This window comes from Dactylosporangium sp. NPDC000555 (assembly GCF_040300025.1).
Lineage (GTDB): Bacteria > Actinomycetota > Actinomycetes > Mycobacteriales > Micromonosporaceae > Dactylosporangium.
In genome coordinates this window covers 56,776-81,462 of sequence record NZ_JBEPDB010000019.1, presented here as the reverse complement: position 1 = coordinate 81,462, position 24,687 = coordinate 56,776, and the positions used below count along the sequence as shown (strand labels likewise).

General features: G+C 73.2%; 16 protein-coding genes and 1 pseudogene. 9 read left to right on the top strand and 8 right to left on the bottom strand.

Translation table 11 applies throughout. From position 1 onward, the window contains the following. Nucleotides 1–112: 112 nt before the first annotated feature. The 5 genes from ABT297_RS15045 (at nucleotide 113) to ABT297_RS15025 (ending at nucleotide 7,663) form a co-directional block, all read left to right on the top strand. Complete coding sequence (locus ABT297_RS15045) at nucleotides 113–1,375, top strand: ABC transporter substrate-binding protein (protein ID WP_350549077.1); 1,263 nt, start codon at nucleotides 113–115, stop codon at nucleotides 1,373–1,375. After that, nucleotides 1,372–2,358, top strand: coding sequence for a carbohydrate ABC transporter permease (locus ABT297_RS15040; protein ID WP_350549075.1), 987 nt, complete (start codon nucleotides 1,372–1,374; stop codon nucleotides 2,356–2,358). Before ABT297_RS15045 ends, ABT297_RS15040 begins: the two co-directional genes overlap by 4 nt. Then, entirely contained in the window at nucleotides 2,355–3,311 is a 957-nt protein-coding gene (locus ABT297_RS15035) for a carbohydrate ABC transporter permease (protein WP_350549073.1), read from the top strand. The genes ABT297_RS15040 and ABT297_RS15035 overlap by 4 nt, the downstream gene beginning before the upstream one ends. Before the next feature lie 131 nt (nucleotides 3,312–3,442). After that, nucleotides 3,443–4,489, top strand: a complete 1,047-nt coding sequence (locus ABT297_RS15030) for a cation diffusion facilitator family transporter (RefSeq protein ID WP_350549071.1) — start codon at nucleotides 3,443–3,445, stop codon at nucleotides 4,487–4,489. A gap of 231 nt (nucleotides 4,490–4,720) precedes the next feature. Further along, complete coding sequence (locus tag ABT297_RS15025) at nucleotides 4,721–7,663, top strand: carbohydrate binding domain-containing protein (RefSeq protein WP_350549069.1); 2,943 nt, start codon at nucleotides 4,721–4,723, stop codon at nucleotides 7,661–7,663. A gap of 29 nt (nucleotides 7,664–7,692) precedes the next feature. Here the strand turns inward: ABT297_RS15025 and ABT297_RS15020 are convergent. Next, nucleotides 7,693–8,920 (bottom strand): annotated as a pseudogene (locus ABT297_RS15020) (PQQ-dependent sugar dehydrogenase); the annotation flags it as partial. A gap of 78 nt (nucleotides 8,921–8,998) precedes the next feature. Beyond that, nucleotides 8,999–12,643, bottom strand: a complete 3,645-nt coding sequence (locus ABT297_RS15015) for a choice-of-anchor D domain-containing protein (protein ID WP_350549065.1) — start codon at nucleotides 12,641–12,643, stop codon at nucleotides 8,999–9,001. Between the two features lie 230 nt (nucleotides 12,644–12,873). On the opposite strand from ABT297_RS15015, the gene ABT297_RS15010 reads away from it, so the two are divergent. Both ABT297_RS15010 and ABT297_RS15005 read left to right on the top strand, forming a co-directional pair. Then, the gene (locus ABT297_RS15010) at nucleotides 12,874–13,566 is read left to right on the top strand and encodes a Crp/Fnr family transcriptional regulator (RefSeq protein ID WP_350549063.1); all 693 of its coding nucleotides are present in this window, start codon (nucleotides 12,874–12,876) and stop codon (nucleotides 13,564–13,566) included. A 37-nt stretch (nucleotides 13,567–13,603) separates the two neighbouring features. Then, nucleotides 13,604–14,146, top strand: a complete 543-nt coding sequence (locus ABT297_RS15005; RefSeq protein ID WP_350549061.1) for a helix-turn-helix transcriptional regulator — start codon at nucleotides 13,604–13,606, stop codon at nucleotides 14,144–14,146. Here the strand turns inward: ABT297_RS15005 and ABT297_RS15000 are convergent, their stop codons facing one another. Genes ABT297_RS15000 through ABT297_RS14975 form a run of 6 tightly spaced genes read right to left on the bottom strand, consistent with a single transcriptional unit; the run spans nucleotide 14,147 to nucleotide 19,800 of the window. After that, on the bottom strand, nucleotides 14,147–14,773 hold the full coding sequence (locus ABT297_RS15000; RefSeq protein WP_350549059.1) for an isochorismatase family protein: 627 nt from the start codon (nucleotides 14,771–14,773) through the stop codon (nucleotides 14,147–14,149). It lies immediately after the preceding gene. After that, complete coding sequence (locus tag ABT297_RS14995; RefSeq protein ID WP_350549057.1) at nucleotides 14,773–15,852, bottom strand: FAD-dependent monooxygenase; 1,080 nt, start codon at nucleotides 15,850–15,852, stop codon at nucleotides 14,773–14,775. Before ABT297_RS14995 ends, ABT297_RS15000 begins: the two co-directional genes overlap by 1 nt. Before the next feature lie 15 nt (nucleotides 15,853–15,867). Further along, nucleotides 15,868–17,127 (bottom strand): phenylacetate--CoA ligase family protein, encoded by a 1,260-nt coding sequence (locus ABT297_RS14990; protein WP_350549055.1) that lies wholly within the window; start codon nucleotides 17,125–17,127, stop codon nucleotides 15,868–15,870. Then, nucleotides 17,124–17,870, bottom strand: a complete 747-nt coding sequence (locus ABT297_RS14985; RefSeq protein ID WP_350549053.1) for an amidohydrolase family protein — start codon at nucleotides 17,868–17,870, stop codon at nucleotides 17,124–17,126. Before ABT297_RS14985 ends, ABT297_RS14990 begins: the two co-directional genes overlap by 4 nt. Next, a complete protein-coding gene (locus ABT297_RS14980; protein WP_350549051.1) occupies nucleotides 17,867–18,976 on the bottom strand; it encodes a 3-dehydroquinate synthase II family protein in 1,110 nt (369 codons plus the stop codon). The genes ABT297_RS14985 and ABT297_RS14980 overlap by 4 nt, the downstream gene beginning before the upstream one ends. Before the next feature lie 14 nt (nucleotides 18,977–18,990). Beyond that, nucleotides 18,991–19,800, bottom strand: a complete 810-nt coding sequence (locus tag ABT297_RS14975; protein WP_350549049.1) for a 2-amino-3,7-dideoxy-D-threo-hept-6-ulosonate synthase — start codon at nucleotides 19,798–19,800, stop codon at nucleotides 18,991–18,993. An 88-nt stretch (nucleotides 19,801–19,888) separates the two neighbouring features. On the opposite strand from ABT297_RS14975, the gene ABT297_RS14970 reads away from it, so the two are divergent. Both ABT297_RS14970 and ABT297_RS14965 read left to right on the top strand, forming a co-directional pair. Beyond that, nucleotides 19,889–21,859: an anthranilate synthase family protein gene (locus ABT297_RS14970; protein ID WP_350549047.1), complete on the top strand. Its 1,971-nt coding sequence runs from the start codon at nucleotides 19,889–19,891 to the stop codon at nucleotides 21,857–21,859. Then, the gene (locus ABT297_RS14965; RefSeq protein ID WP_350549045.1) at nucleotides 21,856–24,639 is read left to right on the top strand and encodes a helix-turn-helix transcriptional regulator; all 2,784 of its coding nucleotides are present in this window, start codon (nucleotides 21,856–21,858) and stop codon (nucleotides 24,637–24,639) included. Before ABT297_RS14970 ends, ABT297_RS14965 begins: the two co-directional genes overlap by 4 nt. Nucleotides 24,640–24,687 lie beyond the last annotated feature (48 nt).

Sequence of the window (24,687 nt, the reverse complement as noted above, 5' to 3'; positions counted from 1 at the left end):
CTAAGGTTCAATCACCAAACGGTATGTATGCGCAATACGGTCCTCCAGACATGCGTGCGCCGCCCCGCCGGATGGAGTCGCCGCGCCGCGTCCTGATGCCAGGAGGATTGGCGTGTGGAAGGGTCGCTTGGCGATCTTGGCGATCCTGGTCGTCTCCGTGCTCGCCGGGCTGTCGATGTTCACCGTGCGCGGTGCCGGCAACAATCAGCTCGAGGTGTACTCCTGGTGGACCGGCCCGGGTGAGGAGGACGGCCTGGCCGCCATGGCCAAGGCCTTCGAGGGCGCCAACCCGGGCGTGCGGTTCGTCAACGCCGCCGTCTCCGGCGGCGCGGGCTCCAACGCCAAGGCGATCCTCGCCAGCCGGCTGCTGGCGAACGACCCGCCGGACTCCTACCAGCGCCACGCCGGCCTCGAACTGCTCGACGACGTGCGCTCCGGCAAGGTCCAGGATCTCACCGAGCTGTACCACCAGCAGGGCTGGACGAAGGTGTTCCCGAAGGGGCTCGTGGACAACCTGACCATCGACGGCAGGATCTATGCGGTGCCGGTGAACATCCACCGGGCCAACCTCATGTGGTACAGCCCCAGGACCCTGAAGGATCTCGGGCTCCCCGGGCCGCCGAAGACCTGGGCGGAGTTCCTGCAGCAGGCCGACGCTATCAAGGCGAAGGGCAGGACCCCTCTCGCGGTCGGCCCGGAGTGGTCGCAGAAGCACCTGCTGGAGACGGTACTGCTCGGCGAACTCGGCGCGGACAAGTACGAGCGGCTCTTCAACGGCGGGATCAGCTGGCTGTCGCCGGACGTGACCGCCGCGCTCGGCACGTTCGCGAAGGTTCTGGGCGTCTCCGACGTCAAGTCCGCCGCCGGCGACTGGCAGCCGCAGCTCGACAAGGTCCTCTCCGGCTCCGCCGTCTACGCGGTCATGGGCGACTGGTCCTCCTCCTACCTGGAGCAGTCCAAGAAGCTGCGGTGGGAGACCGACTACAACGTCGCCGCGTCGCCGGGCACCGAGGGCGTCTACGACTTCCTCTCCGACTCCTTCACCCTGCCGACCGGCGCGCGCCGCCCCGACCTGGCCCGCAAGTGGCTGGTGGAGTGCGGGTCGGCCGCCGGGCAGAACCTGTTCAACCCGCTGAAGGGCTCCATACCGGCGCGCACCGACGCCGACGCCGGACTCTACAAGGGCTACCTCGGCTGGGCGCTGCGGCAGTGGCGCGACCCCAACACCCGCATCGTCGGCTCGCTGACCCACGGCGTGGTGGCGAACAACGCGTACAACGCCGAGATCGACTCGGCGCTCGGCCTGTTCGTGCAGCACGGCGACCAGGGCAGGTTCGCCCGGACCGTCGAGCAGCAGTTCCGGGAGACGCAGTGACCTCGGTTGATCGATCCGGCCCGGCCGCCCACGTGGCGCGCCACTCCTCGGAGCCGGCCCGGCCGGCGTTCGTGCCGCCACAGCGCCGGCCACGCAAGCAGCGCGGCCCGCGCTGGCTGCCCGGCCTGGTGCTGGTCTCCCCGTCGCTGATCCTCATCGGCGTGTTCGTGTACGGGTTCCTGGGCTGGAACGTGCGCGTGTCGTTCACGAACTGGCGGGGGCTCTCCCCGAAGTACCACTTCGTGGGCCTGTCCAACTACACGGCGCTGCTGCGCGACGAGCGCTTCCGCGCCGACGTCCGCAACCTGGTCATCTTCACGCTCGTGTTCGTCGCGGGCGCGATGCTGCTCGGGTTCCTCATGGCGATGCTGCTGGACCGTGGCGTGCGCGGCGAGGCCTTCCTGCGCGGCGTGTACCTGTTCCCGATGGCCATCTCGTTCATCGCGACCGCGATCGTGTGGCGGTGGCTGCTGGACAACGGCTCCGGCGCCGACACCGCCGGCATCAACAAGCTCCTCACCGTCGTCGGGCTGGGCTTCCTGCGCAGCGACTGGCACAAGTCGGACTCGATCTGGGCGATCTCCGCCGTGGCCCTGCCGGCCGGCTGGGCGCTGTCCGGCTATGTCATGGCGCTGTTCCTGGCCGGGATGCGCGGCGTGAACGAGACGCTGCGCGAGTCCGCGCGGATGGACGGCGCGAGCGAGGTCCAGATCTTCTGGTACATCGTGCGGCCCGCGCTGCGCCCGGTGACGTTCAGCGCGCTGCTCATCATGGTGCACATCTCGCTGAAGACCTTCGACCTGCTGTACGCGCTGGACCAGGGCAACCTGCGCATCGACACGCCGTCGCTGTACATGTGGTTCACCACGTTCGACGGCGGCTTCTACGACCGCGGCGCCACGATCGCCACGGTCCTGCTCATCGGGGTGGCGCTCGTGGTCGGCCCATATGTCTGGTACAGCCTGCGCACGGAACGGCGGTGAGTCGTCAGATGGTCCGCGCCACCGCCCCCGTCCCACGGCGGAATCTCTCCCAGGGCGTGCCGCCCAGGCCGCCCACGCTGCCCGCACCGCCCGCGTCCGGCCAGTCGCACGCGCCGCGTCCCGGTCCGGTGCGCACGATCGTGCGGTACCTCATCCTCTGGGGGCTGGCGGCGTTCTTCCTGATGCCGGTCTACGTGATCGTCGTGACGGCGTTCAAGAACCCGGCCGACGTCGGCGTGACCCGCATCTGGGAGCTGCCGACCAGCCTCTCCTTCGACAACTTCGGGGCGGTGCTGCCGAAGCTGTCCTCGGGCTTTCGCAACTCGGTCGCGCTGTCGATCCCGGCCAGCCTCGTCTCGGCCCTGCTGGGCTGCGCCAACGGGTTCGTGCTGTCGAAGTTCCGCTTCCCGTTCTCCAACGCGATCTTCCCGCTGATCCTGTTCGGCATCTTCGTGCCGTACCAGGCCGTCATCATCCCGGTCTCGCAGACCATGACCGCCGTCGGCCTGCGCGGCGCGGGCGACGCGACCGGCGGCCTGCTCGGCCTCATGCTCATCCACATCATCTACGGCCTGCCGATCACCACCCTGATCTTCCGCAACCACTTCGTGTCGATGCCCGACGCCCTGCTGGAGTCGGCCCGCCTGGACGGCGCCGGGGTGCTGCGGACGTGGGTGGATCTGGCGCTGCCGCTGTCGAAACCGGCCTTCGCCGTGGCCGTCATCTGGCAGTTCACGTCCTCGTGGAACGACTTCATGTTCGGCGCGATGATGACCAGCCGCGACTCGTGGCCGGTGACGATCGCCCTGAACAACGTGGCCGGCGGCCAGTCCGTCCCGTTCGGCCAGGCGATGGCCGGCGCCCTGCTGGTGAGCCTGCCGACGCTGGCCATCTACGTCCTGCTCGGCCGCTTCTTCATGCGGGGCCTGCTGGCCGGCACGCTGCAGCATTGAGGCCGCCGGCCTCGTAGCGGCGTCTGGCCGCGCGGCGCCGGAAATGCGACTTGCCAAGATTATCGGGCATTTCACGAAATATGCTGCCAGCATCCGCGAGCTCGGTCGTGCCGGTAGGAGAGGCTTGAACAGTGACCGACCACCACCATGACGAGCACCGGCACCACCCCGCGCAGGTGCAGGAGCACGGTGAGCATGGCGAGCACGGCCACGGGCACGGCGCGGATGGGCATCACCACGGGGTGTCGCGCGACGCCGATCGGCGGTGGCTCACCGTCGCGCTCGGGCTGATCGCCGCGTACATGATCGGCGAGGTGGTCGTCGGGCTCCTGGCCCGGTCGCTCGCGCTGCTCTCGGACGCGGCCCACATGCTCACCGACGCCGGCGCCATCGTGCTGGCGCTGATCGCGATGCGGCTGGCCGCCCGGCCGCCGAGAGGGGGGTACACCTTCGGGCTGAAGCGGGCGGAGATCCTCTCGGCGCAGGCCAACGGGATCACCATGCTCATTCTCGGGGCGGTGCTCGCCGTCGAGGCGGTGCGGCGGCTCGTCGAACCGCCGCAGGTCGCCGGGTTGCCGGTGCTGGTGACCGCGGTGGCCGGCATCGGGGTGAACTTCGCGGCGGTGTGGGCGCTGAGCCGGGCCAACCGCACGAGCCTGAACATCGAGGGCGCGTTCCAGCACATTCTCAACGACCTGTTCGCGTTCGTGGCGACCGCGGCAGCCGGGCTGGTCATGATCCTCACCGGGTTCACCCGTGCGGACGCGATCGCGACGCTGCTGGTGGTCGCGCTGATGGTGCGGGCGGGGCTGCGGCTGGTGCGGGCCTCCGGGCGGATCTTCCTGGAGGCGGCGCCGAGCGGCATCGACCCGCCCGCGCTCGGCGCGCGGCTGGCGGGCGTGCGGGACGTCGTCGAGGTGCACGACCTGCACGTCTGGCAGATCACCTCGGGCGAGCCGGCGCTGTCGGCACACGTGCTGGTGGCCGAGGGGCGCGACTGCCACGCCGTGCGGGCCGCGATCGAGGGGCTGCTGCGCCTGGAGTACCGCATCACGCACAGCACGCTGCAGGTCGACCACGCCGGCGCCGGGCGGATGGCGAGCCGGGAGGACCCGCACTGCGCGGACTCCCACGGGGAGTCGTACCGGCCGGCGGAGCCGGTCACCCCCGCGCAATAGCGCGACCTCGCACCGCGATCACGGCACACCCACGAGTTGATCTTTGCAAGAACTTGCTGCTCTTCCAGAGAGTTTACGCAGTTCAGCCGCGCTGAAAAGCGCCGAACTGGGGGAATTCCTGCAAGGAGCTTGACAAGAGTGAATGGGTGCCAGCACTCTTCCACCACGCGTTGCAACGCCTTGTGTCACGAACGGCCGCCACCGTCTCGATGAGTCAAGGAGCACCCCGCCATGCCCCGACGTAGACAGATCCTGATCCTCGTCCTGTCCCTGCTCGCCGCGCTGCTGCCGGCCCGCGCCCTCGCGGCCACCGGCAACACGCTGACGGTGTTCTACCGGCCGCCCAGCGGCTGGAGCACCGTGAACGTCCACTGGGCGCCCAACGGCGGCGCCTGGACCAACGTGCCGGGCGTCGCCATGTCGGCGGCGAGCTGCGCCGGCTGGTACACGAAGACGCTCGACCTCGGCTCCGCGAACGGCGCCCAGCTGACGTTCAACAACGGCTCCGGCGTCTGGGACAACCATTCGGGCGCGAACTATTCGGTCGGCGCCGGTACCGTCGCCATCAGCAACGGATCCATCGGTACCACGGATCCGTGCGCCGGCCCGCCGCCGTCCTCGCCGCCGACCGGGAACACCGCGACGGTGTTCTACGCCACCACCGGCACGAACTGGACCACGGTGAACATCCACTACGCGCCCGACGGCGAGGCGTGGACGGCAGTGCCGGGCGTGCCGATGAACGAGACCGCCTGCGCCGGCTGGGTGAAGCGGACCGTCCAGCTGGGCGCCGCCACCGGGATGCAGGCGGTGTTCAACAACGGCTCCGGGGTGTGGGACAACAACCGCGGCTCCAACTACCGCATCGGCGCCGGGACGACGCGGGTCAGCGGCGGTACCGCGACCGGGAACGCGACCGACCCGTGCACGGCCGTGCCGCCGGACACCACGCCGCCGACCGTGCCCACGAACGTGACCGCCACCGTGGACCACGTCACGGTCAACCTCTCCTGGAAGGCGTCGAGCGACGACCGCGGCGTCACCGGGTACCAGATCATCCGCAACCCCGGCGGGAACGTGCTCACCAGCGCCTACAACTCCTACATCGACGGCAGCCTGGCGCCGCGCACGACCTACTCGTACACGGTGCGCGCCGTCGACGCGGCCGGAAACCTCTCGGCGGCCAGCGCCGCGGTGAGCGTCACGACCGGCGACGCGCCGCCGCTGCCGCCGGGCGGGACGATGCTCGGCGGCGACCCGCGCAAGGACAGCATCTACTTCGTGCTCACCGCGCGGTTCTACGACGGTGACACGTCCAACAACCGCGGCGGCAACCAGCACGTGCGCTCCGGCAACGCGGCCAACAACGACCCGATGTTCCGTGGCGACTTCAAGGGGCTCGTCGACCGGCTCGACTACATCAAGGGCCTCGGGTTCTCCGCGATCTGGATCACCCCGGTGATCCTCAACCGGTCCGACTACGACTTCCACGGGTACCACGGCTGGGACTTCTACCGCGTCGACCCGCGGCTGGAGTCCCCGGGCGCGACGTACCAGGACCTCATCAACGCCGCGCACGCCAAGGGCCTGAAGATCTACCAGGACGTGGTGTACAACCACAGCTCCCGGTGGGGCGCCAAGGGCCTGTTCGTGCCGACCGTGTGGGGCGCGCGCGACGGGCAGTGGGACTGGATGTACAGCGAGAAGGTGCCCGGCGCCGTGTACGACCCGATGCGGGAGAACTCGCTGGGCCGCGCGTACAACGGCGACCTGTGGTCGAGCACGGCGCCGCCGGGCAACACCTGCCCGAACTACGGCCTGCCCAACGGGCAGTACAGCCCGGAGGGCTACACCATCCACAGCTGCCAGTGGCCGAGCCCGACGGCGAAGATGTTCCCCGCCAACCTCTACCACCAGTGCTGGATCGGCAACTGGGAGGGCGAGGACGCCCGCTCCTGCTGGCTCGCCGACGACCTCGCCGACTTCAACACCGAGAACCCGGTCGTCCAGCAGTACCTCATCAACGCGTACAACTCCTACATCGACATGGGCGTGGACGGCTTCCGCGTGGACACCGCCGTGCACATCCCGCGCGTGACGTGGAACCGCCGCTTCCTGCCCGCGCTGCAGCAGCGCCTGGTGCAGAAGTACGGCGCGGCGAAGGCCAAGGACTTCTACGTCTTCGGCGAGGTCGCGGCGTTCGTCAACGACAAGTGGAACCGCGGCTCGGTCAACCACTCCGCGCAGTTCTACACGTGGCAGGAGCGCAAATCCTATGTGGACGACGACGTGCAGGCCGCGCTGGACCAGTACAACTACGAGGAGCAGCTGGGCCCCGGCAACCAGCCGACGAGCACCAACGCCTTCCTCGTGGGCAACGACTACCACACGCCGGACCGCAGCAAGTTCTCCGGCATGAACATCATCGACATGCGGATGCACATGAACTTCGGCGACGCCGGAAACGCGTTCCGCAACGGCGCCGACTCCGACGACTCGACCAACGACGCCACCTACAACGCCGTCTACGTCGACTCGCACGACTACGGCCCGAACAAGAGCCTCGAGCGGTATGCCGGCGGCACCGACGCCTGGGCCGAGAACATGGCGCTGATGTGGACGTTCCGCGGGGTGCCGGTGCTGTACTACGGTTCGGAGGTCGAGTTCCAGGCGGGCAAGCAGATCGACTGCGGCCCCTCCTGCCCGCTCGCCACGACGGGCCGGGCCTACTTCGGCGACCGTATCACCGGCACCGTCGTAGCCTCGGACTACGGCGTGGTGTCGAGCGCCTCGGGCGCCGTGGCCTCGACGCTGAACCAGCCCCTCGTGAAGCACCTGCAGCGGCTCAACCAGATCCGCCGCGCGGTCCCGGCGCTGCAGATGGGGCAGTACTCCACGGCCGGCGTGAGCGGGAGTCAGATCGCGTTCAAGCGGCGGTACACCGCCGGCTCCGTCGACAGCTTCGTCCTCGTGACGATCTCGGCGTCGGCGACGTTCACCGGCATCCCGAACGGCACCTACACCGACGCCGTGACCGGCGACATCAAGGTGGTGACCAACGGGACGCTGACCGCGACGGTGAACGCGAAGGGTGACCTGCGCGCGTACGTGCTGTCCCTGCCCGGCAACCCGGCCCCCGGCAAGGTCGGCGCGGACGGCCCGTACCTGCGCTGACCCGTAGTGAGCGGTGAGTCCGGGCGCCGCCGGCGTCCGGACTCACCGGTTGTGCAGGGTCAGGCGCAGGATGCGGTCGTCGGCGGGCTGGGGGCCGCCGGGTCTGCGCCCGTCCCGGTTCGACGTGGTCATCCAGATGCTGCCGTCAGGGGCGGCGAGCGCGGTGCGCAGCCGGCCGTAGCGCTCGAACAGCGCCTCCCGCGGGCGCCCGGCCACGTCGGCGTCCGGCCGCCACCGCACGCTCGCGGTCGGGTCCGGCGGAGCGATGGCCGGCGGGCGGCTGCCGGCGGGGACGGGGGGCTTGCCCAGCGGTACGAGATAGATGCGCTGGCCCCGCAGGCACGTCACGACGGCGGTGCTGCCCACCACCGCCACGCCGGAGCTGACGCCCACCTCCGGGTGCCAGGCCACGATCGGGTCGACGTATCCTGGGGTCTGGCCGATCCCCTCGATCCGCGGCCAGCCGTAGTTGGCGCCGGGGCGGATGACGTTCAGCTCGTCCCAGACCGCCTGGCCGATCTCGGACTCGTACATCGTGCCGTCCGCGGCCCACGCCATCCCCTCCGGGTTGCGGTGCCCGTAGGACCACACGAGGGAGTGCGGGAACGGGTTGCCGGGCGGGGGCTTGCCGTCGGTGGTCATCCGCAGGATCTTGCCGCCGAGATTGTTGAGGTCCTGCGCCGCGTCGGTGTGCGAGGCCTCGCCGGTGCTGGCGTAGAGGTAGCCGTCGGGGCCGAACATGAGCCGGCCGCCGTCGTGGATGCCGCTCTTCGGGATGCCGGTGACGATCGGCCGCGGCTTCGAGCGCCCGTCGAGGCGCAGGCGGGCGACCCGGTTGTCGTCCCGCGTGGTGTAGTAGATGTAGACCGTGTGGTCCGTCTTGTACGACGGGGACACCGCGATGCCCAGCAGCCCGCCCTCGTTGTCGGAGACGGCCTGCGTGATGCGGGCGACCGTCGTGACCTGCCCCTTCGGGGTGACCCGCTTGATGAGCTGCGTGGCCCGCTCGGTGACGAGCGCGTTGCCGTCGGGCAGGAACGACAGCCCCCACGGCACGTCGAGATGCGTGGCGATCGTGGAGACCGACACCAGGTCGTCCGCGGCCGCGGACGGGTCGGTGGCGCCGTGGTGGAAGTCGGTGGGGTCGACGGGGTCGGTCCGCGGCAGCTCCCGTCCGGAGGCCCCGGCCGGCGCCGAGGAGCATCCGGCGAGCAGCCCGGCGGCCAGCAGGACCGCGATTCTCGAGCGACGCACCAAACCAGAGTGTCCTCGGCGCGGGTGACACACCCTCACCCGCCGGGTGGTGGCCGGACGGCCACCACCCGGGGATGATCGTCAGGCCGAGTACACCTCCAGCTCCGACAGCTGCCCGGCGGGCCAGCCGGTGTTGGCGGTGAAGGTGATCCGCAGGTTGCGCACGCTCGCCGCGGCGAAGGTGAGCGTCACGGTGTTGCCCGTCGCCGGGTCGAAGGTGCTGGCCCGGGCGGGCACGAGCACCGCGCCGGTGGTGGCGTTGGTGACGCTGACGGTCTGCGTGCGGGCCGCCCACGCCGCGGCCGGCGGGAGCTTGAGCACCACCCGGCCGACCTGCTGGTTGGCGCCGAGGTCGACCTGGATCCACTGCGGGAACGCGTTGTTGGCGCTCTCCCAGTAGGAGTTCGCGTTGCCGTCGACGACGTTGGCCGAGGTGTAGCCCTGCGTGTTCGACGACTGCGTCGTCGGGTGCTGCAGCGCCAGGTTGGTCCCGGCGGCCGGCAGGCCGGTGCCGGAGAGGGCCACGGTGGCCTCCGCGTTGGACGCGGTACTGCGGATGCTCAGCGTCCCCGTCCGCGCCCCGGTCGCGCTCGGGTGGAACGTGACCGTGGCCGTGCAGTTGGCGCCCGGCGCGATCGAGCTGCCGCACGTGGTGGTGACGGTGAAGTCACCGGAGGCGGTGACGGACTGCACGGTCGCCGGCGCGGTGCCGGTGTTGGTGACCGTGACGATCTCCCAGTCGCTGTTGGTGTTGACGGTGGTGTCCTCGAACGTCAGCCGGTTGGTGCTGAGCGCCAGGGTGGCCGTGCCGCCGCTCGTGCCGTACACCTCGAAGGAGGACAGCTGCCCGGCCGGCCAGCCGGTGTTCGCGGTGATGCTCAGCCGGACGTAGCGGGCGGTGACCGACGGGAAGGCGATGTTCACGATGTTGCCGGTGGCCGGGTCGAAGACGTAGTCGGTGGCGCCGACGGTGGTCGTCCACGCGTTTCCGTCCACACTGGACAGCACCGACAGCGTCTGCCGGCGGGTCGTCCACGAGGCCTGCGGCGGCAGCCGGAGGGTCACCTTGCCGACGCTCGCGGACGCGCCGAGGTCGACCTGGATCCACTGCGGGAACGCGTTGTTGGCGCTCTCCCAGTAGGAGTTCGGGTCGGCGTCGGTGACGTTGCCGGCCGGGAAGCCGCCCTGCGTCGACTGCGCCGTCGCGGCCTTGCCGGCCGCCAGGTTGGTGTTGTTCGTGGGCGGCACGCCGGTGCCGGTCAGCTGGACGGCCACCGCGCCCTGCCCGTCGTCGCCGGTGATGGAGTAGATGGCGGACTGCGCGCCCTGCGTGGTGGGCGTGAAGGTGACGGTCTGGTGGATGACGTCGCCGGGCGAGAGCTGCTGGCCCTCGGAGACCGGGGTGCTGGTGTTGAACGCGCCGACCGGCGGGGCCGCCTTGGTGAGCGTCAGCGTGATGTTGCCGGTGTTGGCGATGGAGAAGGTCTGGGTCGCGGTGGTGCCGATCGGCACGGAACCGAACGAGACCGGGTTGGGGGTGATCGTCAGGCGCGCGGCACCGGTGACGGCGGTGCCGCTGACGGGCACCGTCACCGAACCGGCGTTGCTGGCGACGACGAGCGAGCCGTTCTGGTTGCCCGCCACGGTCGGCGTGTACTTCACCGAGACCGAGACCGAGGCGCCGGCCGCGATCGTGGTCCCGTTCGCGGGCAGGCCGGTCACGCTGAACGGCGCCGCCGGGGCCGTGGCGCCGGTGATCGTCACCGGGCTGGTGCCGGTGTTGGCGATGCTCACGCCGAGCGTCTTGCTCGCCCCGGTCGGCACGGTCCCGAACGACAGCGCCGAGGGCGTGGCGCCGAGCCCGGGCTGGGTGCCGTTGCCGTGCAGGTCGAACGCGACGTTGCCGGCGTCGGTGGTGAAGGTGAGGCTGCCCGCGGCCCCGCCGGGCCCGGCCGGGCTGAAGCGCACCGGCACGGCGAGGGTCTGGCCGGTGTTGAGGCTGACCGGCAGCGCGGGCGCGGTGACGCCGAACGGGGCGGCGGCGGTGACGGCGGTGATGCGCACGGCGCGGGTCGCGGTCACGGTCACCGTCGAGTTGGCGGTGCTGCCGACGGCGACGTTGCCGAAGTCGGTCGGCGACGCGTTCAGCGCGGCGGTGGTGGGCCGGCCGAAGCCGAAGATGCGCCCGTCGCGGTTGCCGACGTAGACGCGCCCGCCGTCGGTGGCGGGCACGACGAACTTCGTCGCGGTGCCGATCGGCGCCGAGTAGCGCAGTTTCAGCTGGCCGCCGACGGGCAGCGCGTCGTAGGCCCGCAGCTGGCCGTTGGCGCCGCGGGCGCCGTCGCTGTAGACGACCCAGACGATCGCGGACCCGGACGTGGTGCCGCTGGAGGTCACCACCGGCGAGCCCGAGGTGTAGCCGAACGTCGACGAGCTGGTCGCCGCCGAGGTGAGGACCGGCAGGCCGGCGCCGTTCACGCCGTACTTGAAGGCGCGCAGGAAGCCCTGGTTCTCGACCTGGTAGACGTAGCCGCCGTCGCCGCCCCACACCGCGGGGTGGCCCCAGACGCCGTTGTACGGCCCGGCCGGCGGGACGAGCGTCCCGTCGGAGCCGCCCGGCCCCTGCCCCATGCCGCCGAGGTTGTCGCGGTCGAGCAGGAACACCCGGCCGTCCTTGCCGGTCTGCACGAGCAGGCGCGGGTGCGCCGGGGTGCCGAACGACGCGGGCAGTGCGACCGGCCCTCCGGAGCCGAAGTCGGTGTCGTCCTGGTCGAGCTTGCCGTTGTTGGCCGGGCTGAAGAAGTCCTTGGCGCTCAGCGAGCCGTCGCCGCCCACCTGCAGCCGGATCACGGACTCGGCGAGGGTTCCGGGCGGGTTGTTGCCGGGGCCGGGCGCCGGGGAGACGCCGTTGCCCGTGGACACGATGATCCGGCCGGGCCCGTCGGAGACCAGGCCGCCGCCGGACTGCCAGATGCCGCCCATGCCGGTCGAGCGGCCGGCCTCGGTGGACCACAGGGTCGACATGGCGGGCGTGGTGGTCTTGACGCCGGCGACGTACCCGACGTACGGGCCGTAGTCGCAGTGGCTGGCGAACCCGGCGTACACGACGCCGTCGAGCAGCAGGAGCCCGGGCCGCTGGGCGGCGGTCTTCGGGTTGAACGTGGTCCCCGGGTCGTTGGTCGGCGAGCCCTGGATCGTCACCGGCCAGCCGGCCCGCTCGGCGCCGGTCGCCGGGTTGATCGAGTGCATGTAGAAGTGCGGCCGGTTGGCGTCGGGGCCGTCGTTGACCTTCGCGGTGAAGAACAGCGACTGGGTCGCCGGGTCGTAGACCGGCGTGCTCGTGATGCCGATGTTCGGTACGAGATCGCCGCAGCCGATGGCCGAGGCGGGCCAGGCCGGACCGACGTTGCGCGACCAGACGATCGCGCCGGTCTGGGGGTTGAGCCCGTAGATCCAGTTGTTCTCGGTGGCGGCGATGAGGGTGCCGGCCGCGACGATCGGCTGGGCGTAGATCTGCCCGTCGAGGTTGGTGGCGAAGAGCTGCCCGAAGTCGGCGGCGGAGACGGCGGACGGCCCGAGCGCGGGCTCGTTCGGGTCCCAGCCCGTGCGCAGGTTGTCGACGGACACCGTGGTCACGTCGGCGACGGCGGGGTGGGCGAGCGCGACGGCGGCGCCGAGCGCGAGGAGGGGTGGTAGGAGTACGGCGGTCAGCCGGCGTGCGGACATGACTGCTCCCGAGAGGGCGGGGGATGACGGCGGGACTCCGGAGGTTGACGGCGGCTCCAGGGTCGACGGAACCGTAACTTGCCCGACATCATGGCGCAAGATATTGACCGAAAGAAAGAAATACTTGCACGCGTCTGTGCAAGCCTCTCGCGGCACATCGATCGTCATGACCACCAGGTCTTTCGCGGAGAGGGACAACTCCGCGCGGCCGCAGCCGTCAGACTGACCCGATGACCTGGAGCCCCCGAACGTTCCTGGGCAGCCTGCCCGGGGCGACCGCGAAGGAGCTGGTCGGCCTGAGCGTCCAGCGCCAGTTCTCCCCCGGCCGGGTGGTGCTGCGCGAGGGCGACGTCGACACCCACCTGGAGCTGCTCATCAGCGGGTTCGTCAAGGTGACCACGTCGGTCGACGGCTTCGAGACGCTGCTGGGCATCCGCGCGCCGGGCGAGCTCGTCGGCGAGGTCGGTGCCCTGACCGGCGCGCCGCGCAACGCCACGGTGACCGCGTGCGGACGGGTCACCGCGGGCGTGCTCGGCCGGGCCGCGTTCGAGGCGTTCCTGCATCGCCACCCGGTCGCCGCCGCGCGGGTGACCGCGTCCGTCGCCGACCAGCTGCGCTGGGCCAACCGCCGCCGGACCGACTTCGCCGTCTACCCGGCGCACGTCCGCCTCGCCCGCCTGCTGGTCGAGGTCGCGGAGCTGTGCGGCCGGCCGGTCGCCGGCGGGGCCGTCGAGATCGGGGTGCCGCTCAGCCAGCCCGAGCTCGCCACGATGATCGCGATCGCGCAGGCGACCGTGCAGAAGGCCATCCACGAGCTGCGCCGCCAGGGCCTGCTCAGCACCGGGTACCGCCGCCTGACCATCCTGGATCCGGCCGGCCTGCGGGCGCTGGCCGAACTGGACCCGGAAACCCCCTACTTGTAGCCGATCTCCCGGGCCGGCCCGCACCACCATCGTCGGTATGCACTCGCAGAACTCGGTCGCGGCACGGCTGGCCGCGCTGTCCTCCCCCACCCGCCGGATGTTGCAGGTGGCCTCGGCGATCGGCCCGCGGTTCGGCGTGCTGGAGCTGGCGCGGCTGATGCGCTGCGGCACGGCCCAGCTGCTGCCGGCCCTGGACGAGGCGATCGACTCGGGCCTGCTGGTCAGCGTGGACGACCGCCTGGTGTTCGGCCACGACCTGGTCCACGCCGCGGTGGCGGCGTCGCTGTGCCGGCCCGCCGCGACGGCCCTGCGCGCGGAGCTCGCCACACCGTGGGCGACCCCGGCCACGCCGGGTGCCGGGCACGACGGGCGGCCGGCCGGCGCGGCGGGCTGGGCGTCGCTCACGGAGCAGGAGCTGCGGATCGCCCGCCTGGTCGGCCGGGCGCTGACCAACCAGCAGATCGCGACCCGGATCGGCCGCTCCCGGCACACGGTCAACTACCACCTGCGCCGGATCTTCCACAAGCTCGGCATCGTCTCGCGGGTCGAGCTGGCCTCGCTGGCCCGGGCCGCGCGCTGATCAGGCCTCCAGCCAGGCCAGGACCCGCGCGGTGGTCGGCGTGACCGCGCAGCTGCGCGACGCGAAGTCCAGAGCCATCGCGTGGTCGGCCGCGGTGAAGTCGGCGACCGCGTCGGCGACGAGGAACGGCTCGATGTCGTGCGCGTAGGCGTCGCCGGCGGTCAGCAGGCAGCCCAGGTGCGCGAAGACCCCGCACACGACGAGCTGGTCGCGGCCGAGCGCGGCGAGCATCGCGGCCAGAGGCGTGCGGTGGAAGGCGCTGTAGCGGTACTTCGTCACCACCGCGTCGTGCGGGCCCGGCGCCACGGCGGCGACGATCCCGCGGCTGTCCTCGTCGTCGGTCATGCCCGGCCCCCACACGTCGTGCAGCAGGCCGCGCTCCGCCCGGGTCATCCGCCCGGGCTGCGCCGTGTACCGCACCGGCACCCCGCGGGCCGCGCACGCGGAGCGCAGCGCGGCGACGTTGGCGAGCAGTTCCTTGCCCGGGGAGCGATCGGGCGGGAAGCGGTCCACGAAGTACCGCTGCATGTCGTGCACCAGCAGCACGCACCGGCGCGGGTCGACGCGCCACGGCGCGGGGCCGTCACGCGGGGGTTCGGGCATCGGGTAGGGCTCGATGGTGGGCATCAGTGGCAGCATGTGAAGAGCCAATCCTGCTCGGGCAGCCCGCGGGCCGCGATCCGTTCGTCCCGGCGGCGCTGCCGCGCGCCGTCGGGCAGGTGGTGCTCGATCCCGCCGGCCGCGCTCGCCGCCGCGACGCGCTCGGCCCGGGGCCGGCGCCGCGCCTCGTACCGCGCCAGGCCGTCCGGGCTGCCCGGGCCGGCGTCGGCCAGGGCGGCCGCGTCCTCGATGGCCTGGGCGGCGCCCTCGGCGAGGAAGGGCGGCATCGCGTGCGCCGCGTCGCCGAGCACGGCCAGCCGGCCGCGGTGCCAGACGGGCAGCGCGGGCCCGGCGAACAGCGCGTGCCCCGTCGCCGGGCCGGCCGCGCGGACCAGGTCGCGCACCGGGCCGTGCCAGTCGTCGATGGCGCCCTCGAGGCGCCCGGCGGTGACGGCAACGAGGTTGAGGCCGCCGGGCACCGGGTAGGCGACCACGTGCCGGCCCGGGCCCAGCCAGACGGTGACCACCGGTACCGCGCCGGCGATCGGGTCGGTGATCGGCAGCACGGCGCGGTAGGCGGTGTAGCCGGTACGGCGTGGCTCGTCGCGGCGCAGCGCGGCCCGTACGACCGAGTGCAGGCCGTCCGCGCCGACGACGGCGTCCGCCTCGTGGACGGAACCGTCGGCCAGGCGCAGCGCGCCGTCCGGGGTCGCGGCGGTGCAGCGCGCGCCGAAACGGACGGTGCCCGGCTCGGCGGCGTCGTGCAGGACCCGGACCAGGTCGGCGCGGCGCAGCGCGAGGTAGGGGGCGCCGTAGCGGGCCACCGCCGCGTCGCCGAGCGGGACCCGGCCCAGCAGGGCGCCGTCGGACCAGCGCCGCACCTCGCGCGCGGCCGGGCGCAGCGAGACCGCGTCCAGGGCCGGGCCGAGGCCGAGCCCGAGGAGCACGCGGGTCGCGTTGGGCGGGAGCTGGATGCCGAAGCCGTCCGCGGCGAGGCGCGCGGAGCGCTCGAACACGGTGCAGCGCACGCCCCTGGCGGCGAGCGCGAGCGCGGTGGTGAGGCCGCCGACGCCCGCACCGGCGACCGCGACACGCGGCTGTGCCATCGAGGTTCTCCGTTCCTAGTAGTACCGCAGGGCGGTGTCCCAGTCCTCACCGGCGGCGAACAAGCCGCGCGGCTTCATCACCTCGGCCCGCGCGGTCAGCAGCCCGAAAGGGACCAGGCCACCGGCCGGTACGGGGGCGACGTGCGCGTCGATGCCCGGGTACGCGTCCCGGATCGCGGCGGTGAGCGCGCCCGCGGCGTCGGCGCGCCAGCGGTCGGCGACCTCGATCTGCACCCGCAGCCGGTCGCCGTCGGCGCGGGCCCGCCAGAACCACACCCCGTATTCGTCGGGCAGCCCGAAGACGAGCTCCTCCAGGCCGAGCTGGGTGAGGTCCCCGGCGGCGAAGGCGGTGCGGCCCAGCACCCGCACGGCGGGCAGGTGCCAGCCGCAGGGGCACTGCGCGTACGACACCTCGACCTCGTCCTCGATGGCGTAGCGCAGCAGGGGCATCGCCTCGCGGAACAGCGGCGTGACGACGAGCCGGCCCCGCCCGGCCGGGGTCAGCTCGCCGGTGGCCGGGTCCTGCACCTCGAACACGGCCCGGTCGGCCCACAGGTGCATGGTGCCGTGCCGGCACTCGCCGGCGAGGCTGCCCGTCTCGGTGGCGCCGTACTCCTCCACGACGGGGACGCCCCAGACGCGGCCGATGCGCGCCTTGCGGGCGGCGCCGAGCGGCTCGCCGCCGACGAACAGGGCGCGCAGGGACGGGAAGTCGCGGTAGCCGGCGACCCGGGCGGCGGCCGCCCACAGCAGCGTGTCCGTGGGCAGCGACCAGGTCAGCGTGACGCCGAGGTCGTGCAGCAGCCGGACGACCCGGGAGTACGGCGTGGCCAGCGAGCGGTTGTCGGCGGGCACGACGGTGGCGCCGTGCCGGCGGGCCGCCGCGTGGGCGAGATGACCGGTGATCATCAGCGCGTAGGGGGTGCGCACCATCATGGTGTCGGCGGCGGTGATGCCGACCCACTTGCGGGCGAAGCGCTCGGCGAGGTCGGTCCAGTCGGCCTCGGTGTAGTACGACGCGGTCGCATCCCCGCTGCTGCCGCTGGACTCGTGGTAGGTGGCCAGGTCCGCGCGGCCGGTGGCGAGCATCCCGAACGGGTACGCGTCGCGCAGGTCCTGCTTGGTGGTCAGCGGCTGCTCCGGCAGCGGCCCGACGCCCCGCTCCCGGTAGAACGGCGAGCGCTCGGCCGCGGCGAGCACCGCCGGCAGCCGGTCCTGCTGGAGCCGGGCGAGGCCGGCGTAGTCGGTCCAGTCCCCGATCTGCGGGAGTTTCAACGATCCTCCAAGTCGAGCAGGCGCCGCGCGTTTCCGGCCGCGACCAGCGCGAGGTCGTCCGGCGCGAGGCCGAGGGCGTGCAGCTTGGCGACCTCGACGGCCGGGTGCTGCAGCGGATGTTCGGTGCCGAACAGCACCCGGCCGGCGCCGAGGCGGCGCACCGCGAGGCGGGCGACCGCGGTGAAGCAGCCGGAGAGCTCCACGGCGATGTTGGGCCGCGCCGCGATCCGGTGCAGGCCGGCCGCGTCGAGGCCGGTGTGTCCGCAGTGGCCGGACACGAAGGTGACGGCGGGGTGACGCGCGGCGAGGGCGACGAGGTCCTCGGTGCGGGTGCCGGGGCGGCCCAGGCACACGACGTACACCGGGTGGCCGGCGCCGGCGGCGAGCGAGGCGAGCGCGTCGACGCCGGGTTCGTCGAGCCGGAAGCCGTGCACCGCCGGGGAGATCTCCAGGCCCCGGTACCGCGACGCCGCCGCGCGGTATGCGGCGACGTCGCGGCGCGGGTCGGCGAAGAAGAAGGGCACGAGCCGGCCGCCGGACGCGGTGCACGCCCGGCGGACCTCCTCGTTGCCGGCCCGCGCCTCGCTGCGTCCGCCGTCGACGATCTGCTCCGACAGCCGGTCGAGGTCGACCAGTCCCCCGGCGCACACCGCCGCGTGGTCGATGCCGGCGGCGTCCATCGCCGCGAGCAGGTCGGCCGCGCCGCCTGCGGGCAGGCGCGCGTGGAAGTCGAAGAGCTTCACCGCTCGTAGCACAGTTCGTCGATGGGGTAGCCGACGTGCCGGTCGCGCTGCGGGAGGTGGCCCAGGATGCGGTCGCCGGGGCGCAGCTCGGTCGAGTTCAGCACCGCGCCGCCCGGCCCGAGGATCCGCACGTGCCAGTCGTCCTGCACGATCACGTTGACCCGCTCGCCGCTCTCGGCGACGGCGTCGATCGACAGCAGCGGCCGGGTCTCGATCTTCACCCGCCCGACGACCGCCGGCCGGGTGCGGCCGTCCGCCCCGACGGCGAGCACGGTGCCGCCCGCCCGCAGCTCGCTGAGGTACCGCGTGTGCTCGGCGTCGGCGAGCGTGTACGACATGATGGCGCCGGCGTTGACCCGGAACGGCCGGGTCGGCATGTAGGGCAGCGGATGCGTCTCGCTGACGCACAGCACGAGCCCGCGGGAGCGTGACCCGACCAGGATCCCCTCGTCCTCGGCCAGGTAGGTGCAGGTGTCGACGCAGGCGCGCTCCCCCATGCCGGCGTGCGTGACGGCGGCGACGGTGAGCTCGGTCAGCTCCAGGTCCGGCGAGCGGCGTTCGACGGCGTCCTTGAGCCGGCCCGCCTCGCCGGGCGCGCCGGGCGCCAGCATCAGCCCGTCCGGGCCGTGCTCGAGCACGCCGAGGTGCACGGGGGCGTCGTCGGCCCGCTCGACGGTGGTGATGATGAGCCCGTGCGCGTCGGCCGCCGCGGCGAGGACGATCTCCAGCGGGATGTTCGTCGGGTCGGTGAAGCGCAGGACCGTGCACGGGTCGTGGCGCACGCTCGCGCAGGCGGCGGCGAGGGTGTCGGCGTCGGTCACCTCGACGTAGCCGCCGAAGCGGGTGCCCGGGTGGCGCTGGGCGAGGTGGGCCGGCTCGCCGTGCACGGCCGGGTCGACCACGACGAGGTCGGCGTCGCCGAACCCGTCCGGCAGCTGCGCGCTGTCCCGGCCGGGCAGCAGCACCCGGGTCACGGTCGGCGGCAGCCCGGCCAGGTCGGCCGGGTCGGCGGCGACGATCGCGTCGAAGCCGCGGTGGATCGCCTCCTGGCACAGGGCGGACTTCAGCGCGCCGGCGGCGCGGATGTCGAGCCAGCACTGCTTCATGGTGGTTTCCCTTCTCACCGGCTGTGCGCCGGGCTCTGGACGACCGCGCGGTCGTGGACGAGGGCGGAGAGGCGGCGCAGCATCGCGGCCGGGTCCGCGGCGGTGAAGACGAGCCGGCCGGCGGCGATCCCCCCGGCGCCGGCGCGCATGGCGTCGGCGAGGTGGGCCAGCGCCGCCGGTCCGTCCGCGGCGTCGCCGCCGGCGGCCAGCACCGGGATCGGGCAGGCGGCGGTGACCGCCTCGAGCTCGGCGGCCGAGCGCGGCAGCGCCGTCTTCACGAGGTCGGCGCCGAGCTCGGCGGCGATGGCGGCGGCGTGCGCGACGAGCCGCGGCGCGCGCCCGTCGGTGATGCCGGGGCCGCGGGCGTACACCATGGCCAGCAGCGGGACGCCCCACCGCTCGCAGGCGCCGGCCACGGCGCCGAGGTCGGCGAGCTGCCGGGGCTCGGTCGGGGAGCCTGCGTTGACGTGGACGCTGACCGCGTCGGCGCCGAGGCGCAGCGCCTCCTCGACGGTGCACACCAGCACCTTGGCGTCGGGGTCGGCGGGCAGGCCGGTGCCGGCGCTGAGGTGCACGATGAACGACAGGTCGCGGAACCGGCGGGCCCGCAGGTGCCGCAGCGCGCCCTTGTGCAGCACCACGGCGTCGGCGCCGTTGCCGGCGAGCTCGCCGACGAGCCGGTCGAGGCCGCCGTGACGTCCACTGTGGATGATCGGCCCGGCGCTGACCGGATGGTCGAGCGGGACCACGAGCAGGCCGCCGGATCCGTTGCGGTACAGCCGATCCAGCCGCACCCGGCGGGCGAAGGTGTCGTTGTGAGCCACGCTTCGGACGCTAGCCGCGCGCCGGTGCGCGTCCCACTACCTCAATGGGTAGTGGCCGCCCGCGCGGGAGCGCTGCGACGGTGGCGGCATGACGCAACCGTTGCTGGATCGCATCTTCGAGGCCGAGGCGTTCGCGCTGCTGTGCCGCGGCGGCCGGGTGGAGCTGCGCACGGGCGTGCCGGTGGATGACCTGCCGGACGACCCGGCGGACGAGCCGGGCGAGATCGTGGCTGGCGAGGTCATGGCGGCGCTGCCCTTCCGCGCGATCGCCGAGCGCGGCCTGCCGTGCGTGGACGACGGCGCGCCGCTGCTGGCCTTCGCCGTCGCCGAGCGGGCGGACCTGCCGCTCGAGGAGGCGCTGCGGGCGCTGCCCAGCGACGCCACGCGGATCGACGGCGGCGCGTTCGACGTCACCGACGCGCAGTACGAGGCCGTGGTACGGCGGGTGGTCGCCGAGGACATCGGCGGCGGTACCGGATCCAACTTCGTGATCCGGCGGGCCTACCGGGCGCGGATCCCGGGCTTCTCGCGGCGCGCGGCCCTGGCGGTCTTCCGGCGGCTGCTGCTCGCCGAGCGCGGCGCCTACTGGACGTTCGTGGTGCACTGCCGCGGCACGACGCTCGTCGGTGCGACGCCGGAGTGCCAGGCGCGGCTGGCCGGCGGGGTCGCGGCGATGAACCCGATCAGCGGCACCTACCGCTACCCGCCCGGCGGCCCGACCGCCCGCGGGCTGCGCGCGTTCCTGGCCGACCGCAAGGAGACCGAGGAACTGTTCATGGTGGCCGACGAGGAGCTCAAGACGATGGCGCGGTTCTGCGAGGGCGGCGCCCGCCTGCGCGGGCCGTGGCTGCGGCCGATGTCGCGGCTGGCGCACACCGAGTACGTGATCGAAGGGCCGACCCGCCTCGGCCCGCGCGAGGTGCTGCGGCGAACCATGCCGGCGCCGACGGTGACGGGTAGCCCGCTCGCCGCCGCCTGCCGCACCGTGGCGGCCCGGGAGGGCGCCGGGCGCGGCTACTACGGCGGGGCGCTCGCGCTGCTCGGCCCCGGCTCGCTGGACTCGGCGCTGATCATCCGCACCGCCGAGATCGACGCGGACGGCGGCGTGGTCGTCGGCGTCGGTGCCACGCTCGTGCGCCACTCCGATCCCGCGGCGGAGGCGGCCGAGACCCGGTCCAAGGCCGCGGCGCTGCTCGCCGCCCTCGGTGGTGACGCCCCGGCGGCGGTACCCCCGGCGGCCCTCCCCGCCGTGCCCCGCGCGCTGCGCCGGCGCAACGCCGGGCTGTCGCCGTTCTGGCTCGGGCGCCCGGTGGCGCTGCCGCCGCTGTCCGGCCGGGTGCTGATCGTCGACGCCGAGGACGACTTCACCGCGATGCTCGCCCGCCTCACCGAGGCCCTCGGCCTGGACGTCGACGTCGACACGAAGCTGCGGGACGGCTACGACGCGGTCGTCGTCGGCCCCGGACCCGGCGATCCCCGCGACCGCGCCGATCCGCGCATCGACGGCCTGCACGCGATCACCCGGCGGCTGCTGGCCGACCGGACGCCGATGCTCGCCGTGTGCCTCGGCCACCAGGTGCTCGCCGACGAGCTCGGCCTGCCGATCCGCCGCCTGCCGCGTCCGGCCCAGGGCATACCGCGTCGCATTCCCGGATTCGGACGGGTCGGCTTTTATAACACATTCGTAGCGGTGAGTGACGCGCCTGGACATCGAGTGAATACTATTCGGGTGACAACGGCGCGTGGCGGCATGCCCGAGCGGATCGGGATATTGCGGGATGCGCACACCGGCGCCGTGCACGCCATGCGCTTGGCGCGAGCGCGGTCAATACAGTTCCACGTCGAATCCGTCATGACCGAACGCGGTCCGGCGATTCTGCGGCGGCTGCTGGCCGAAATCCTCGCCGATCCGCCGGGCGGGCCGGGAGCAGGCGCATATCGGGGAGACGGCCGATGCCGTAAGGGTTTGCCCGGGTCCCCCGAAAGACTGTTGAAGTCGATCTTCAATGGCCGCGAGAATCACCGCGGACCCCAATCCCATTCCAGACCTCAAGGGTGATCGTTCTGACGAGCACGTGCACTTTCGGGCGCGACAGCGAACTCGCCGTCCTGCGCAGGGCGGTCTCCGGCGCGGCGGACGGGATCGGCGGCTGCACGATCGTCACCGGGCCGGCCGGGATCGGCAAGTCGCACCTGATGCGGGCGGCCACCCGGTGCACGCAGGCGCGCGGGGTGTCGGTCGCGGCCCGGGCCGCCTTCGAGCTCGACCGCGCGGCGCCGCTGATCACCCTCGCCTCTGCGCTGCAGCAGCTGCGGCCGCCGGAGCCCCCGATGGGCTGGCTGCGCGAGGAGGACGACGCGCAGTACCGCACCATCGAGCGGCTCGGCGCCGCGCTGGAGGACTACGCCGCGCAGCGGCCGCTGGTCATCGCGATCGACGACGCGCAGTGGATGGACGAGCTGTCCGCCCTCGCCGTGGCCGAGCTCGTCCCGGCGCTGGCCTCCTCGCCGGTGTGCTGGCTCTTCGCGCACCGGCCCGCGCCCTCGGGCACCCCCGGCCAGCAGCTGATGGAACGGCTCATCCGCGACGGGCACGAGCAGGTCACGCTCGGCACCCTCGACGACGACGCGGTCCGCCGGCTGTGCGCCCAGGTCGTCGGCGCCGACGTGGACAACACGGTGCTGGCGCTGGCCGGCGGCTGCGACGGCAACCCGCTGCAGGTCGAACAACTGGTCCGCACCCTGCACCTGACCGGGCAACTGGTCGTCGCCGACGGCATCGGCACCGTCGTCGGCGAGGAGCTGCCCTCGAGCTTCATCACGATCGTCGACCAGATGCTGCACGGGCTGTCCAGCGACACCCAGGAGCTGCTGCAGGCCGCCTCGGTCTTCGGCCGTCCGTTCAGCATCGAGTCCGCCGCGCAGCTGCTGGAGGTGCGCCCCGCGACCCTGCTCAAGCAGATCAGGGAGGCGACCGGGGCGCGCGTGCTCCTCGACGAGGGCGACGGGCTCACGTTCGTGCACGACCTCGTCCGCCTCGCCGTCTACGGCACGCTCGGCGACGCGGTCTCCACCATGCTGCACCGGCAGGCCGCGGCCATCACCCGCGCCGAGGGCCGCTCCCCCGTCGAGGTCGCGGAGCACCTGCTCAAGACCGGCCGCTCCGGCAGCCGCGAGGCCGTCACGATCCTGCACGAGGCGGCGCTCGAGGTCGCGCCGGCCGCGCCCAGCACCGCCGCCGACCTGATCGTGCACGCCCTCGACGCGCTCGGCGAGCACGACGCCGGCCGGGTAACCCTCGCCGCCGACGCGGTCGGGCTCCTCGCGTCCGCCGGCCGGCTGGAGCAGGCGCACGACCTCGGCGAGACCGCGCTGCGGGCCGGGCTCGACCCGCGCACCGAGGCGACGGTGCTGCACGGCCTGGCCGAGGCGTTCAAGCACGCCGGGCAGAACCGCACCGCGGTGGAGTACGCCGGCCGCGGCCTGGCCATCCCCAACGTGCCCGGCTCCGTGCGGGCGAAGCTGTACGCCATCCGCGCCCACGCCCGCTTCTACTGCGGCGACATGCCCGGCGCCGACGACGACGGCGAGATCGCCACCGCGACCGGGCTCGACACCGGCGACCACGCCGCCTCCATCTTCGGCCTGACCGCGCGCGGCCTCGTCGCCCAGGCCCAGGGGCGCCTCGACGACGCCTACGGGCACGCCGAGCGCGCCACCGGCATCGCCGACAACGTCCGCGGCGAGGCCGCCCACCGCCACCCCCGGATCTGGCTCGGCGACGCACAGGTCGCGCTGGATCGGTTCGACGAGGCCGAGCAGACCTTCCGCCGCGGCCGGCGCGAGTCCGAGCGGCTCGGCACCTCCTGGTCCACGCCGCTGTGGCACTACTACCACGCCAACCTGCTCACCGCCCGCGGCCGGCTCGACGACGCCGTCGCCGAGGCCGAGGCCGGGGTGGCCGTCGCGCTCAACCTGACGGCGTTCGCGCTCGCCGTGCCGCTGCTGGGCACGCTGATCAGGCTCGCCGTGCTGCAGGGCGACCTGCCCCAGGCGCAGGCCCACCTGGCCCACATGCACCGGCGGAGGGCCGCCGGCAACAGCGCGGCGCCCGAGGACATCATCTGGCCCGAGGGCGTGCTCCAGGAGGCGATCGCCGGCCCCGGGGCGGCCCTGGCCACGCTCGCCGGCATGTGCGACGCCCTGCCCGACCGGCCCGTGCTCATCACGACGGACCCGTCGGCCGCCGCGGCCCTCGTCCGCATCGCCACCCGCGCCGACGACCCCGCCCGTGCCCGCCTCGTGGTCACCGTCGCCCGCCGGCTCGCCGAGCGCAACCCCGGCGTCGTGTCCCTGGCCGCCGCGGCCGACCATGCCGAGGGCGTGCTCACCGCGGACCCGTGGCTGCTGCGCGCCGCCGTCGAACGCTTCCGGCGCACCCCGCGCCGCCTCGCCCTGGCCGCCGCACTGGAGGACGCCGCGCTCGGCGCCACCGACCCCGCGCAGGGCCGTGCCTGGGCCGCCGAGGCGATCGGCATCGTCACCGACTGCCGGGCCGAGCGCGCCCGGCGCCGGCTCGAGTTCAGCCTCGGCGGGCCGAAGGCCCCCACGGAGGAGCCGTCGTTCCGCCCCGGCTCGCCGCTGCATCAGCTCACCCCGGCCGAGCGGGGCGTGGCGCTGCGGGTCGCCGACGGGCTCACCAACCGGCAGGTCGCCGGCGAGCTCTTCCTGTCCCGGCACACCGTGGACAGCCACCTGCGCAAGATCTTCGCCAAGCTCGGCCTCCGCGGCCGGGTCGAGCTCGCCAACCTCGTCATGCGGGATCGCTTGAACACGTGATGTACCCGGCGCCGCCCGGCCCTCAGCATGACCCTTGGCGACGAGCGG

Coding starts and splice junctions, on each gene's coding strand:
- ABT297_RS14980 (WP_350549051.1), bottom strand. CDS start 18,976: ATGAAGCAGTGCTGGCTCGACATCCGCGCCGCCGGCGCGCTGAAGTCC.
- ABT297_RS15025 (WP_350549069.1), top strand. CDS start 4,721: ATGCCCCGACGTAGACAGATCCTGATCCTCGTCCTGTCCCTGCTCGCC.
- ABT297_RS15005 (WP_350549061.1), top strand. CDS start 13,604: ATGCACTCGCAGAACTCGGTCGCGGCACGGCTGGCCGCGCTGTCCTCC.
- ABT297_RS14995 (WP_350549057.1), bottom strand. CDS start 15,852: ATGGCACAGCCGCGTGTCGCGGTCGCCGGTGCGGGCGTCGGCGGCCTC.
- ABT297_RS15010 (WP_350549063.1), top strand. CDS start 12,874: ATGACCTGGAGCCCCCGAACGTTCCTGGGCAGCCTGCCCGGGGCGACC.
- ABT297_RS15015 (WP_350549065.1), bottom strand. CDS start 12,643: ATGTCCGCACGCCGGCTGACCGCCGTACTCCTACCACCCCTCCTCGCG.
- ABT297_RS14970 (WP_350549047.1), top strand. CDS start 19,889: ATGACGCAACCGTTGCTGGATCGCATCTTCGAGGCCGAGGCGTTCGCG.
- ABT297_RS15000 (WP_350549059.1), bottom strand. CDS start 14,773: ATGCCCACCATCGAGCCCTACCCGATGCCCGAACCCCCGCGTGACGGC.